The 14,867-nt window shown below is 35.6% G+C and carries 10 protein-coding genes; 3 read left to right on the forward strand and 7 right to left on the reverse strand.

Annotated features, from left to right (window positions below):
- Window positions 1-31: 31 nt before the first annotated feature.
- The 5 genes from K2Y18_02140 to K2Y18_02160 all read right to left on the reverse strand — a co-directional run bounded on the left by K2Y18_02140 (window position 32) and on the right by K2Y18_02160 (window position 7,154).
- The gene (locus tag K2Y18_02140) at window positions 32-2,644 is read right to left on the reverse strand and encodes an AAA family ATPase (GenBank protein MBX9804536.1); all 2,613 of its coding nucleotides are present in this window, start codon (window positions 2,642-2,644) and stop codon (window positions 32-34) included.
- Entirely contained in the window at window positions 2,628-4,406 is a 1,779-nt protein-coding gene (locus K2Y18_02145; GenBank protein MBX9804537.1) for an ABC transporter ATP-binding protein/permease, read from the reverse strand. The genes K2Y18_02140 and K2Y18_02145 overlap by 17 nt, the downstream gene beginning before the upstream one ends.
- A complete protein-coding gene (locus tag K2Y18_02150) occupies window positions 4,403-6,193 on the reverse strand; it encodes a hypothetical protein (protein MBX9804538.1) in 1,791 nt (596 codons plus the stop codon). Before K2Y18_02150 ends, K2Y18_02145 begins: the two co-directional genes overlap by 4 nt.
- Complete coding sequence (locus tag K2Y18_02155; GenBank protein MBX9804539.1) at window positions 6,190-6,936, reverse strand: lasso peptide biosynthesis B2 protein; 747 nt, start codon at window positions 6,934-6,936, stop codon at window positions 6,190-6,192. Before K2Y18_02155 ends, K2Y18_02150 begins: the two co-directional genes overlap by 4 nt.
- Window positions 6,937-7,010: 74 nt before the next feature.
- Entirely contained in the window at window positions 7,011-7,154 is a 144-nt protein-coding gene (locus tag K2Y18_02160) for a hypothetical protein (protein MBX9804540.1), read from the reverse strand.
- A gap of 565 nt (window positions 7,155-7,719) precedes the next feature.
- On the opposite strand from K2Y18_02160, the gene K2Y18_02165 reads away from it, so the two are divergent.
- Window positions 7,720-11,292: a tetratricopeptide repeat protein gene (locus K2Y18_02165; protein ID MBX9804541.1), complete on the forward strand. Its 3,573-nt coding sequence runs from the start codon at window positions 7,720-7,722 to the stop codon at window positions 11,290-11,292.
- Between the two features lie 362 nt (window positions 11,293-11,654).
- On the opposite strand, the gene K2Y18_02170 is transcribed toward K2Y18_02165, so the two are convergent.
- A complete protein-coding gene (locus K2Y18_02170; protein MBX9804542.1) occupies window positions 11,655-11,909 on the reverse strand; it encodes a hypothetical protein in 255 nt (84 codons plus the stop codon).
- Between the two features lie 247 nt (window positions 11,910-12,156).
- On the opposite strand from K2Y18_02170, the gene K2Y18_02175 reads away from it, so the two are divergent.
- On the forward strand, window positions 12,157-12,528 hold the full coding sequence (locus tag K2Y18_02175; GenBank protein MBX9804543.1) for a hypothetical protein: 372 nt from the start codon (window positions 12,157-12,159) through the stop codon (window positions 12,526-12,528).
- A 109-nt stretch (window positions 12,529-12,637) separates the two neighbouring features.
- Window positions 12,638-13,567 carry a hypothetical protein gene (locus K2Y18_02180; GenBank protein MBX9804544.1) on the forward strand — a complete coding sequence of 310 codons (930 nt, stop codon included), beginning with the start codon at window positions 12,638-12,640 and terminating at the stop codon, window positions 13,565-13,567.
- A 701-nt stretch (window positions 13,568-14,268) separates the two neighbouring features.
- On the opposite strand, the gene K2Y18_02185 is transcribed toward K2Y18_02180, so the two are convergent.
- Entirely contained in the window at window positions 14,269-14,595 is a 327-nt protein-coding gene (locus K2Y18_02185) for a tyrosine-type recombinase/integrase (GenBank protein MBX9804545.1), read from the reverse strand.
- Window positions 14,596-14,867 lie beyond the last annotated feature (272 nt).

Below are 14,867 nucleotides of genomic sequence, written 5' to 3' on the forward strand. Positions count from 1 at the left end.
AACTTAGCGTTATTTATAGTCAAATGCTATTTTACCAGCAGGCACCGTCTCTTTCTTCTGTTTTAACAAGCAAATACTTTTCTGAAAGTAATCGAATTTTTTCCCCATCTTTTAACCATATACAATATTCCTTTAATAGTTGCCTGTTTATTTCTCTATTATCACTGAGGCGAAAGTTGTCTTTATATTTAGCCAACAACTCTATATGAGTGGTAAATTTACGAATATTATCTATTTTTTTCCCGTTCTCCATTATTTGTCTATATATGAAGCTTCCTTCTCCATCTTCTGAAAAATCTTTTAACAAAATATCTGTTAAGTATTGAACAAGCTGTATGTGAAATCTAAGGATATCATGCTGTTCATCTGGAACCTCAAATCTATCAAGTCGTGCATAAAGTGCAGCAAGATTCGTATAATCTCTATAAGTCGCCATCCAGGTATTTGTATCCCATAAGCACTCAACGTAGCCCCAACCCCAGGTTTGGTTATCAATGCCCAAGAGATCGTCCAATCCTGAGAGCCTAGTTGAGTCTTCATCACTTGTCAGGTGAGTAACTGCAGTATATATCTGCTCCAGGGACTGAACTTTTGGAATAACCCTCTTCATAAGAGGTAGGGGAACTCGATTTACAGAGGGTCTCTCTAAAGTTTTAATAGGCGTACTGCGTTGAAGAGAAAGCCTACTTTTCTGCTTTTTTTTAAATTTTTCTCTGTCAGATTTAATGTTCAAGATTTTTTTTTCTTTAACAGCTTCTTCAACAACAACTTTTCCCGCTCGCAGCGAACTTTTCAAATTGGCATTAGCAATTATACATTCACTTTCACTGCTCGGTAAGGAATTATTTAAACGATACTTGCTAATCATGAGGGTCAAAAATTTATCATAAATTCTCTTTTTAACCTCCACATCAAGCTTGTAAAAAGGTACTTCTATAATTCGTTCTCTAAGAGCTGCTAATGGATCGTTAACTTGTTCTTGGGCATCTTGTCCTATATTAGAAATACTCTCTTCCTCTTCGACCATTTTTGGCACCGCTTCTAAGTCTATGTCATGCATTAGCCACTTATCAGTGTATATGTTAATAAGATCACTCAATATATTACCAATAAAACCCCAAACAGCTTGCAGATTCCAAGTCGATTCTATAACTGGGTTTGTTAATGGAGGAGTTACTTTAGCGGAGGGAACTTTCCTGTTTGCGGTAATAATGATGATTAAATCCTGAATTGATAAATCGACATCAAAATAATTGCTATGGAATTCTTCCTTTGTGGGATCTAAATAATCCAATAACATCCCAAGTGCCTGTGGTTGTGGTACTCCATCTTGATCGAACAAAACACGATCAAAATCATTGAGAATTAAAGCAGAGTTTTTATACGTTTCATTAACTTTTTGAGTTTGTACTCTTATTTTGAATTTATACTTGTTAGATCCTTCTGCCCTAATAATATATTCTTCAAAGATATCACTCTCATTTTCGTCACGACCTTTTAACAAAGTCTGAACAAAATGGCCAAAAGACGAGCTTTTGCTTCCAAAAGACTCACCTTCCAAAGCGACGCTTGTGAGATCTTGAGAAGATCTGATAGAAGCTTCATAGGTAGGTAATCCCAACTTGTCAAGAACTGCTCTTGAGGCGTTGGTTTTGCCTGTTCCAGGATCACCATAAAAGTAAAATGCTCGACCAGCTGATGGAATGTCAGAATTGGAAGAAGCAACAAGTTGTAAAGCCATTCTTTGCAACTGGTGTTTTGTTCCATCCGCATAGAATGTTAACTCCCTATTTTCTGCATCGTGCTCCTCATTTTCAGTTGAATTGGGATTGAAATCATAAAGATCTGGATTCCATGGAAGCTTTTTTTTCTTGATTGGTAATTTTAAATAATTTTTTAACACAGCTCTAATGTCTGTTGCAAAGATGCTATTTGCTCGAGCATCCATGAATGCTTGCTCAATTTTTCGTTGTATTTTTGTTGGATAAAAACGCTTCTTTAATACATAAGCAATTTCTAAGTCAGATATACCCACTTCGTTAACAACATTTCTAATAATCTTTTCCTTTTCACTTTCAAGGGTTGTTTTAATATCTTCCAATGATAATTGCAGCTGAGAAGGTCTGAATATACGATCCGCGGCGGTTAGACCTCCTCCCACAAATCCTGCTGCTGCAGCTCCGATAAATACAGGTCCCGAAATAGATTTCAAAGCACCAAACAAAATAGTAGTCGTCATTTGTGAAAACACGCTTCCAACAATTTCTGCAGTCAGAGTATAAGGGGAATACCCAGCTTGTTTGATCCGCGCTTCAAGGTTTACCAGGTCTTCTTGAAATGTTGGGAATACTTTGGTTTCTAGTTGATTGATTTTTAGTGTAATCAGTTCTTGAAGTACTGATTTTATTATACCGTCATCATAAATTCTTTCTACATCTTCCAATTCTGCCGTTGTAATAGGGGGTTTGTTTCTTTCATATCTTCTTTTTGTAAGTCTTTTTTGATCATATATTCCGTCATCAAGCCAACTATAAGGGTTTTCTTTGCCTGAATTCCTAAGTCTCTCAGTGGCTACGGCTGGGTTAATAATATTTACTAGAATTTCTAAAATACAAATTGAAATAGTTTTACCAATGGTTTTCATTTTTTTCTCCAATAAAAAGGTTAGTGTTGTGTTGATTTAAGCTGTTTGTTACTGTCTTGAACGGTTGAGGTTTTGATTGTCCTAGTCTTTTATGGCCTAATGAAATTATTTTGTCCGCCGCATTCACCATAAAAGGCTTATGTGTAATAATAATTTTAGTCATTTTAGGAAGGTATTTTTCTATATTTTCTTGGATGAAAGATTCTGTTTTATTATCCAAAAATGATGTTGCTTCATCAAATATACAAATATTTGGTTTTTTAAGAAAAAGTCGAGCCAACGCCAACCTCTGTTTTTCTCCTCCGGATAATTTGGCCCCCCTATCTCCTAAGTTTGTATGGAGCCCATTAGGCAATTTTCTAACAAAGGAAAGGAGATTCGCCTTGTCTAAAGCAAACTCCATTTCCTTTAGGCTTGCCTCTGGTTTAACGAACAATAAGTTATTGTAGAGAGTGTCACTGAGTAAATATGTCTCTTGAGGGACCCAACCTATCGTTTCATAAAGTGACTGAAATGAAAGTAGTTTTGTATCTGTTTGGTTGATAAGAATCTGCCCATCTGTAGGGTCATATAATCTTAAAAGAAGCTTAGCAATTGTTGATTTCCCTGCGCCGGTTGTTCCCATAATAAGGAGAGTTTCTCCAGCACCAATTTTAAAGGAAAGATTATCTATAATGACTCTGTCTTGATATTTAAAGGACACTTTTTTAAATTCAATTTGGAAACATTCTCCTTTTATTTCAACGGGGTGGGTGTGTTCTTTGATTTCTGGTTCTGTCAAAAGTATATCCAAGATACCCCTCATATCAAGAAGGGCCTTTTTCATATCTTGAGCTAGCTGACCTAAAATGCTTATGGGAATGATAAATTGTAAAATATAGCCATTAAAAAGCACAAAGTCGCCCACGGTTAGCGTTCCTGCTAAAACGCCTAAACCTACAAAATAGGTCAGAAGAGAAAGTCCAGCACCTAATATTATAGATTGTATCAAACGTACAGTATTCAAAGATGTCACAAAATTAACTTCCGCATTCTCTCTTTTCTTTAGCTCTTTTTGGCAGGTATGTGCGGCAAGCTCTTGTTTATAAAAAACTTTGATGGCTTCATGATTTAAAAGCCAATCAGTAACTACACCATCTGTCTCTTTGTCTATTTCATTAGCAATTTGACGGTTCGCAAAAATTGACTTCATAGACACAAACGTATAACCAAAAAAAACTATCAATGTGCCGGCAAGAAAAACTCCGTAAATAGCAGGATAAATAAATGAAACTAACGTGATAACAAATAGAAATTCGATAATTGTTGGTACAAGGTGAAAAAATATACTCAAGGTAACCTCAGGTATGTCACTTTGAGCTCTTCGTATAAGATTTGTTAATGCTCCTGGTTTTTGGTTAAGGAAATAGCTTTGTGAAAGAGTGTGAAGATGGGAAAGTATCTTTACACCTAAAGTATAAATTATTCGTTGCTCAATACGATATGTATAGAGGGCCCGGATGGATAAGGATGCTTGACTGATCATCCAGATCAACCCATAACTGAGCAAAATGAACGTTGTCATGGAAGCATCTGAAGATACAGAAAAGTGTTCGACTGTCCTTTTAAGAGTAAAAGGAACACATATGTTTGATATGATACCTACTACTAAAAACACTATAGCCAAACAAAAGCTTAAGAGGATATTTTTATCCTCAAAAGTGTCCAAGAGAATCGACCTGATGCAATTCCAATATTGTTTATAATTTGTTTTGTTGCTCATAATGGTTTTTCATCCCAATATCTGATGAACATTTCTATCGAAGCTAAGTGCATGAAGGGCCACATGTGCCTTATATCCCCATTTCCAATAAGAGTTATGGTATTATGAAGTCCTTTTTTATCTATTAAGCCGTGGGTTACAAAATGACCTTCAAGACAAAGAGCTAAGACTCTTTCAAGATTTTGCTTTATACCAAGTTGAAAAACTCCTGTAGTTTGGCTTTTGTCGAGTCTCCAGACAGTATTCGTTTTGAAGGAGTCACTTACGGCTTTGCGCAGGGGGTAACGATCATATCCCTTTTTAAATAAATCATAAACTGGAAATGAGAGTGCAAACTCTGTTACCGGTTCGTAAAGAAAGGGATAAAAAATTGGATTACTTTGATCCATTATATCTGCATGAATAGATGCAAATCCTTCATAGAGCGCGTCAACTTGACTATATTTTCCCGGAAGAATTTTGTTAGGTAGCAACTCGTATATGGGATGAACAAATTCAGATGACGTTTGTTGGCGAATCTCTGCATTAACCCAATGTGGTATCTCATCAAGGGTGTTTTCAATGGTCCGCTTATTCTTATTTTTTGAAAAATAGTAAGACCATAAGCTAACAACATTCTCTTTCAAAATTGAATACAAAGGATCGCGGTAAAATTGAGCAATGCTGTTGAGTTGTCGATTATACCCTTTGAATCCATTTTCGATCAGGTAATCCGCGGTTGATGATTTTGGAGGGGGCCGCATGAAGATGTGGTCACTTCCGTGCCCGCTAATAAAAGTAAAAGATTCATGAGAGGGTATGTGATCGTTTATTATTTCTGCCCATCGTTCGCTTAATAAACCAGGGGATGGTTTGTTAGGTTTTAAGGCATGAATTCTTTGAGCATGTTCAAATGGAAGAGAATTTGACACATCGACTTCAATAAGATTAATACCAATCTCATCACAAACTTTTTGAGCATGCGCCAGCTCATTAGATGATTGTATTTGAGAGTGAAAATAATTTAATGCCGTCAATGTTTGCCCTTTCTCCACAAGATCTTGTAGACAATAGGTCAAAGCTGATGAATCAAGGCCACCAGAAAGACTAACGCATATTGTTTTATAGGGTTTGATCCAAGGTTTAAGTGCTTTTTGAAGTGCAGTGACTGCATCTTCTTGTTGTAGATTTGATGTTCTATAGGAAGTTAGTGGATTCCAAAAGGGAGTGGTTTTTCTATCATCCTTTGTGATTTCTAAAGCGCATCCAGGAGGAAGCTCAAAAATGTTTTTAAAAGGTGTTTGAATAGCACAACTATTGCTGTGCACTAAATATGAGAAAAAGTAGTCCCAGTTATAATCAAACTTTTGATTTAATATTTTAAATATAATTTCAATATCTGAAGAAAATAAAATACTTCCATCATTTAGTGGACAATAGAAAAATGGGAGTTGGCCTGTTGAGTCCACAACAATTTCGAAGGATCCTTTTTTTGCATTTAGATAGACATATTTTCCCCACAATTTATTTAACACTGAATTTTTATCTAAAAGAGACTGTTGTTTAAAAACATTTTTTTCTAAAGCAAGTGAATGTTCTTTATCAAATACACGCCCAATTAAGATGGATGAATCATTATCCCAAATATCATCCATATCTTGCTTATCAGAGAGTTTGCCATAACAAAGAACAAGCGCACCCTTTCGAATAATAGAAGAAGAATTCTTGCTATATGAGCTAATAGCCTCTAAAAGCTGTTCTTCTTTAATGGAGCTTAACCCAAAGCTTAAGATTCCGGCATAAATCATATGTTAAACCTCCGGAATGGTTCGTTTAATATTATTGCCAATCCATCTCTTAACTCCGGTGAGTCCATAACAACCTTCCCATCACATTCCACCCATGCATGGGCCATGAATGGGTAGTTTTGCAGACCAATCTCTAAGTTGCATTTCCACTTTCGCTTTAAGGCCATTAAGACAAACGTCATAGCCCACTCCAGACATTTTGTTCGGGTTGGATAAATAAGACAGGCATCATTAACGATATTTGCGAGGTTCCGTAGATCCTCTGGTTTAGGGATAATATAGTAAGTTTCACTTTTGCGAGATTTTTTAATGAGCTCAATTGTGGAATAAAATCCTTTGATTTTCATATAGATGTTAATCTTGATGAGGCTTATTAAGGCAATTAAAACTTGCATATATAGTTTGCTTTTTTTATTGCCTAAAGGAAGTCGCCAATCTACATTTGCAACTCCTAGAGAGTCTTTTTTCCGATCTATATAATAGGGAAATGGTGTTTCCTTCTTTTCTATAATTTTATTATCTAGTAATTTTTGAATATAAGTTGCTTCAATTGAGGAGCTTTGAGAAACATTAGAGGATAGTAAATGTTTCATTAACGGAGGATTAGTTGTTTTTAGAATTTTTATCAGCAAATCGCACAACGTTTTGTTGCAGATAGTATATTTATCCGCGCGTGTGTCTAAAAGGATTAGCTCCTCTCTGAATTGCGCTACGTAGATATGCTCATTGAGATGATAATACATAGAATTTCTCTCTTTTTAGATGCGAATAAGTATTAAATTAATTAAAATTTGATAATACTTATTCGCTTTAATTTTTATTTAGGCCACATATAGGCAAATCTATGCTCGGTGCCTCTTCCTTGCCCACCTTGAGTGAGCTCAGAAGCGCTTTCATGCAGAACAACTTCATATTGAGGACTTAACTCCAAGTTCATCTTATCATTTTCTATGTTTTCCATAATTTATCTCCTAACTTAATTATTTATTGCCAATTTCGAATGAGGAAATTACTTTCATACCTATGTCCACAACATCCTTGTGTTAGCTCGGACGCACTATATTCTAAAGCAGTGCCATCCAGAACGTTGCTGTTTTCTAAATTTTCCATTCTATTCTCCATTTGGTTTAATTTTTAGGACACCAACCATTTCTAGAGGAAGTCGTTGGTGTCCATTCGCTTCAAAGAGTAGTGCTATACATGTCTTACAAACCCAAAGGTCTCTGATCTTGGTCCTGGTAAACCTTGTGTTAAGGCAGAAGCATCTTCTGCTAATACAGTTCCCTCAAGAGCATCTTTAATTTCAATGTTTTCCATAATTTATCTCCTTATTTTAATTGTTTTACTATCAAGACAAGAATCCATATCCTGTCCGACTCATATCGTTAGGAACACATACATGCCCTCCTAACAAATCTAAATTTAATGGATACGTAACGTAGGTTGCTAACTAGATAATTTACCAGAGTGAGACTACAGGGAATTTTACTGTATAGACCTTTACATTAAGGAAAATAGCCATTATTTTGTTAAATAAGAAGAAGCCAGATAAAATGAGTTATCCTATGGTTGCTCTTAAAACCCGCACTGAGATACTGATCATGAACATTCAAGACAATAATTTGCCTCAAGAAATCTATTCAAATTGTCTCGTGAAAATTGGAAATATACGATTTACTCCCCGAGAAATTGACATCATTGCTTTTATGATCAGTGGACGATCAGCAAAAAAGACCGCCGTATTTCTCTCACTCTCTCCCAAGACCGTTGAAAGTTACACTCGAAATATTATGATTAAGTTAGAATGTAATTCGCGGGAAGAAATAATTGATTATGTTGAGAAATCTGATCAATTTCAGGATATTAAAAGATATCACGTAAGTTTATTGATGCAAGCAAGCTTTGAATCTCAGCTAAGGAATATATCCCTTCATCTCAGCAAAGAAATTCCGTTCTGTGTTTGCCTATGGCAACTAGAAGAGAGTCAATCCATTTTTGTTCAATATCTTGAAAAGCACTTAAAACTTGGGGGTTTAAAAGTTACGCCAAGACATTGGGAGGATGAAACATCCTTTTCTCAGCTTTTGTATGAAGAAAATGGTCTAGATGTAACAATCCTTTGCCCGCCCAATATTTTAAGCTCTGAATTGAATTCACAATTTAATAATTGTTTATCAAAAATGGGAGAGCAAGTTAGCAAGATCCTCCTTTTGCTCCCTGAATCCGGAAAGCTTGAAGAAATAAAGAAGAATTTTAAGAATGTTGATATTATAGAACTTGATCGCGAGAACAATTATTACCGCAATGTCTTTACAATTCTTCAAAACTTATTGCCTAATCAGGATTTAAATAAATATAGGCTAGAATTTGAAGAACAGAATAATGCCAAAAAAATACGCTCTCAACCTAATTCGGAGCAAGAGAATTTAAAGAATACTACGCTTGAACAAAAAAAGAGCTATAGTGAACTTGGCAATCTATTCTGGAAACCCTTAACAAAACAAAATAAGGCTATGTTGTTAATTTTGGTTTTAGTTTCTAGTGTGGTAGGGGGCTATCTTACCTTTTCTTATAATGAAAAGGGGAACAATGTCGCCTCTGAATATGATAGTGTGTATGCTTCCAAGAACAAGGGCCAAGATAATTCCATATCGCATCTCATCCGTTCAGATTTAAGCATACCTAATAGTTCTATATTTCTCAATCGTTCTGAGCTAATGAATCAAATTGATCAAAATTTTAACAAGCAAGGTGACATTCAAACCCTTGCATTGATTGGAATAGGGGGTTCGGGAAAGACGACAATTGCAAGACAGTATGCACGAAAAAAGGAAAATATAATAAAAAGTGTTGTTTGGGAAATTAATGCTGAAACAAAAGAAGAGCTCATTGAATCCTATGAGAAATTGGCGTTTTTGCTTGCAAAAACAGAGGAGGATAGAAAATTTTTAAAAGGTATTGTTGAAATAAAAAAATTAGAAGCAAGAGAAGAGGAGCTTCTGCAATTTGTCAAGAAACATCTTAGAATAAATCCAAATTGGCTACTTATTTATGATAATGTTGAAAACTTTACAGAGATTCAAAAATATTTTCCAAATGATCCGAATATTTGGGGATCTGGGGAAGTCATCCTTACGACACGAGATGCTAACATTTCAAACAATAAACATGTCAATTATACTATTTTTGTTGGGGAGCTTAATCCTAAACAAAAGTTGGAACTTTTTAAAAATATCATGTCAAAGGAAAGTGATCCCCCCTTCACACCTGCTCAATTGGCAGATGCTACTCATTTTTTAGAAAATATCCCTCCATTTCCTTTAGATGTCTCAGTTGCAGGATATTACTTAAAAGCCACAGGAATTCAATATGTAGATTATATAGATAAGTTAAATAAGTTTAGTAATGAATTTGCAAGCTTGCAGGAAAATATTTTAAAAGAAGTGGGGGAATATTCAAAAACGAGATCTAGCATACTAATTTTATCCTTGCAGAGTGTTTTAAAAGCACACAAGGATTTTGCAGATTTTTTGTTATGCATAAGTATGATTGATTCACAGAGCATTCCAAGAAATATATTAAATAATTTTAAAAACACTGTCGTTGTTGATAATTTCATTTTTAATCTAAAAAAGTACTCTCTCATCACAACTGAATTCTCGAATTCATCTTTTGCAATTCATCGCAGCACACAACGTATTATTTTATCTTATATTACAAATATTTTTAATGCAGAAAAAAAGGCAGCCTTAATAAAGGCAATTTCAGAGAATTTAGAAAAATGTATTAATGAAACAATAACAAAAGAAGATATTGATGAGATGAAACCCTTCGTAAACCACTGCGTAGCGTTTTTAAATCATACGTATTTATTAAACCCTGACGTAAAAGGATCAATACAAGGACAATTGGGGATTATATACTATTTTCTTGGTGACAACATACAGGCAAAAGATTTGTTGATGACTAGTCTGTCAAACTTAAAGAAAGATTCTGATGAAAATCTTACAAGAATTCCTCTTTTCTTGGGATATCTAGGAAACGTCCAAAGGGATTTAGGAGATTATAAGGATGCAAAAAGACTTTTAGAAAGAAGTATTTCAATTTATGAGAAATCATATCCTAAAGAGGCTCAAAGATATGGATATTTTTTAGTCCATTTGGGATGTGTGGAAAGAATCTTGGGAAATTATGAACAAGCAAGAATTTTATTTGAAAAAGGTTCCCTTATCCAGCAAAAATACTTCCCTGAAAATGATAATTACGCAGCCTGGGTCTCAGGACATTTGGGAATTATAGAAAGGGAGATGGGAGAATATGACAAAGCAAAAATTAATTTGGAAAGAAGTTTAGCAATTTTTAAAAGGGATCGATCCCTTAATCATTTTGATACTGCCTGGGCTTTAGGTCATTTGACTGAAGTTTATGTCCAGCTCGGGGATTATGAAAAAGCAAAAGAAACATCAAAAGAATGCCTTAAAATTCTTGCATCATTTTTACCAGATAAAATTGGCCCGGCTTGGATTTTAGCATATTTCGAATCTATTCCGGATTCTGAAATTGAAAAAGAAGTAAAAAATCTATTTAATCAACTCCAAGCAATTTATAAAATTCATTTCCATGACAGCTATATTTATGTGGCATGGGCTATGAAACCCTTAGCAAATACTTACATGAAGACCGGAAACTATGAGAGAGCTAAGTTTCTCTTGGGACAAATACTATCAATTTTTCAGAAAAACTATGGAACTGAACATATTGCAACGGCTCAGATTTTTAGTGACCTTGGACAAGTCTTTTTGCTTGGGGGTAATCTTGAAGCTGCTGAGCCTATGCTTATTAAGGCATTTGGTGTCTTAAAGCTTAATAAACATCCGGCAAGTTACGTATGTTTGGAAAAATTATCAGATCTACTTCTAAAAAAATCTCTCTTAGCCAATGATTTAGGGAATGTAAATGAGGCCCGTAATTTTAAAACGCAATCGAGTGCATATTTAAAGCAAGCTCACGAAATTGTAAAAGATCATTTTCCTCCCAATTCTCCTCATATTATAAGGGTCCAGTCAAAACTTAAATCTCTAATCTCACAAGGCTCTTGAGAGTATTAGGAATTATTGTGCCAGGCTGTTTATTAGTAAGTCTCTTTAAAAGCAAGATAGGGGGCAAGATACCCCCTAAAACCCCCATTCTCATTTTCAAATATTATGAAACTTAAAAAGTCAAAATTTGAACTAATTCAATCATTCATTTCGAACACTTGAGAAATGCGCGCTTACATGTTGCATTTGCAACCTCGCATTTGTTGCAAGCAACACATCTTAGAAAATGGAATTTTTTGGTTTCAAAAATAGAACATTTTGGTGAATAAAACGCCCTCTATCGGGGGGAGTAAAATCGAGGGGGACTTCCGCCCATTACTCCCGTGACCCACATGCAACACAAGAGGGAAAAGTTTCTCATTTCAAGGTGTTAATGAGGTTTTTTCTTGATTATCAGGACTCACCTCTTTACCTTGAAAGATAGGTTCAAGATGAGTGCGCCGACCCGGCAAATTATCTGAACCTTCTCGACCCGGCAGTGCCGAAGTCGAGAGTAAGCGTGGCGAATAGGTTCGCGAAAACCCATACGCCACTAACCATAACACAACGGATGAGGTTGAAATCATGGCTAAAGACATCTTAGCGCATACTGAGCGCATTTTCCAAGAACAGAACAAGAGAATCCCCCATAATTCTGGGCCCCCAGAAGTGTGTCTCTCTTAAACACGTTCATCTGAAGGAGGCGAGGCGCTGTCTTGTTTCCTTCATGTTGTGTGATGTTTGAGACGACCTCTTCGGGTTTTCCTTGTCTTTAATTGGTTCATTTTGCCTTCGCGGCTAGTTGATTCATCATGCCCAAAATTCAAGATAGAAGACCCTCTCAAGCATTCATACGTCGATTTTGTAAAGATAAGGAGACAGTGAATGATAAAAATTGTGTCTTTGGATGGGACTCCAGCAGAGTACTTTGAGAGTTTCGATGAACTTCTTAAGGATATCCAAACGATTGAAAATTTGAAGCTCGTGGATGATCAACCGAATCTTTCACAACTGAATTGGAGCTTTACGATCTATTCCCCAAGACGAGTCGCCGCTCTCTATACCCACACCAAAGACCCATGTGGAGCAATGCAAGAAGCCTTTGAGGATAATCTCCCGCTAATCGAGATTTGTGCCGGTGATTACAAAATGCCCTTGTACATCGTCCTAACCGCTAATGTTGATATGGATTACCTGAAGCGAAAGTGGTGTATCGATTGGTGCACATACCATCACCTTCTTGTGAAGGAGTTGTGAGGGTTACATAACCTTTTACAAGGCTGACAAACAAAATAATTAATTATTCTTTAATTGTATATGCTCAAAATAATCTTTAGGTGGTTAGTGTTTAGGAGAGCAGCATAGAATGCCGATAGATCTTTTTGAACATGCATATTTCGAGGAATACAATGTAACGCTTACAAACATTGATTTTTCTGGGATGCCGACATCATTACAAAATGAAATAATGAAGCAGTGGTTTTTAAAGAGATATTGTGATCCTGTTGAGAATACACCGTATGATTCAGGCGAGGGTGGATATCAATATATATCTGGTGGCCCATTTGATGCACTTGAAACACTAAGCGACCAATTTTCAGACGTGGCAACTGATGAATTTATTGCCGAAACTGCAAGAGAACTTGAAGAAGAATTTGATATATCAGATTGGGTATATACAGACGCGTTCTTTCAACATCAGGAAAATAGTAATGATCAATTTTATGAAATCGATGCAGGGATACAAAACAATGATCCCTATCTAGCCCTTAACGAAAAACTCACTTCCATTGAGGAGTTGCTCAATGAGCCTTCGAGAGATAAACAATTTCAATTGACGATGGCTTTCGTATTTGTTGTTACGAATTTAGAAACTTATTTATCTGATATTTTTGTGAAGAACATTTTTAAGCCAGAGATAGATTACAACACAAGAGAGAAATTTCTCAGAGCCTCAAGAAAATCTACCGAAAAAATGCTAATATCAGAAATTTTCAGACGATATGATAAGATTGATGATGAAATCAAGGACGAAATACAGAACACATCCTTTCATAATCTTCCGTTGGTAAAAAAACTATTTGCAGAAGTCCTTGATATTTCTCTTGTCGATACCCAACAATTAGAAGTCTTTATACGAAAAAGACATGATTTTATTCATAGAGGGGGTAAAGATAAGGATGGTAAAGAAATTAGCACAGATGAAAATGAAATTAAAAATTTGATCAATTTAGCCAGAGAATTTACTAAGGATATTAATGGAAAGTTGCCTGATTTTTTTAGGGATGTGTTCTGATGCCCCCTACGACCCCCACCTAAATTTCCAATTTAGACGCATGAAAAAATCTTAAATTGAAAAATAATTCATCGTTCTCGTTGAAGAATTTCAAAGTGCGTGCTTATACGTTGCATTTGCAACATCGCATTTGTGCATGTAACAGATATTAAGAATTGCAGGAATTTTGGTTTTTAGAGTGGATTGATTTGAGGGTTTTGGTAAGCTGTTGATAGGGGCATTATTGCAGGGTTGTTATTGGGATGTTTTTAGTCCCAGCGAAATGCTTGATGAATTGTTGGCTGGTTGCCTAGCTTTCTTTTCAAATTCTGCTCATCCATTTGGCTCTAATCTACCAAAGTCTTCGTAAAGCCACCTAAAATCGTCGTGGGGCGCTTTTAGGATGAGATCCGCTACTGATCCCTAAAAATGCACCCAAAAGGGATCAGGAGGTCATTTATGGAAGATTAAACAATAATTTAAATTAAACTTAATTAAAAATTTATCACACTCCTCATCTTCCATTTTTTCTCGAAGTTTTCTGAAGGAGGAGATCAAGAGGAGGAAGAATATTAGTTCTTGTATTCATGTAGTCTCGGTAATGAGAGGTGGCCAAATTGGCCAGCTCGAGGTGGTCAAGTTGGCCAGATGGATTTGCTATCTTTTCAGAAAGAAATAATGCTCAAAAAAATTCAATTTAAAAAATGTCAACTTTCGTAATTCTAAGGAAGATCAATATTTGCTTTTAAAGTCCTTTCTTGAATCTTTTGTGTCTTGTTTCCAAAAAACTCCGCAGCCTGTCTCAACGGTGCATCCGCTAGATGTGCGTATCTTTGCGTCGTTGAGGCTTGGGTGTGTCCTAATAGTTTTCCAACTATACTCAAACTTAAACCACTGGAAACCAGGTGCGACGCATGGGTGTGACGTAAATCATGAAGACGAACGTTTTGGAGGCCGGCTCTTGTTTGAATGGTCTTCCAGGCTTTTTTAATATCTTGAAGAGATTGTCCCGCCACTTTACCAGGGAAGAGATATTCTTTGGCAAGAATCTAACCATGATCACATATGAAATCCCGAACAGTTTTGGCAAGTAAATTTAAATGACGTATAATTAATGATAGAGTTAGCTCTATCAAAATTTAATGTTTTTGGCTTAAGTCTAAAGATTGTGATAAAAAATACCGTAGTCAATAAATAAAAATCCTTAAAAATAAGAGTAATTAACAATGCTTAAGAGTTTTTTGGTGTTATTTTTTGCTTGGGGCGAATTCACCAACTTTTGCAATGCATCAAGGTAAAGAATTTTTTATCTTTTAGAATC

The organism is Alphaproteobacteria bacterium (genome assembly GCA_019746225.1).
Classification (GTDB): Bacteria; Pseudomonadota; Alphaproteobacteria; order Paracaedibacterales; family VGCI01; genus VGCI01.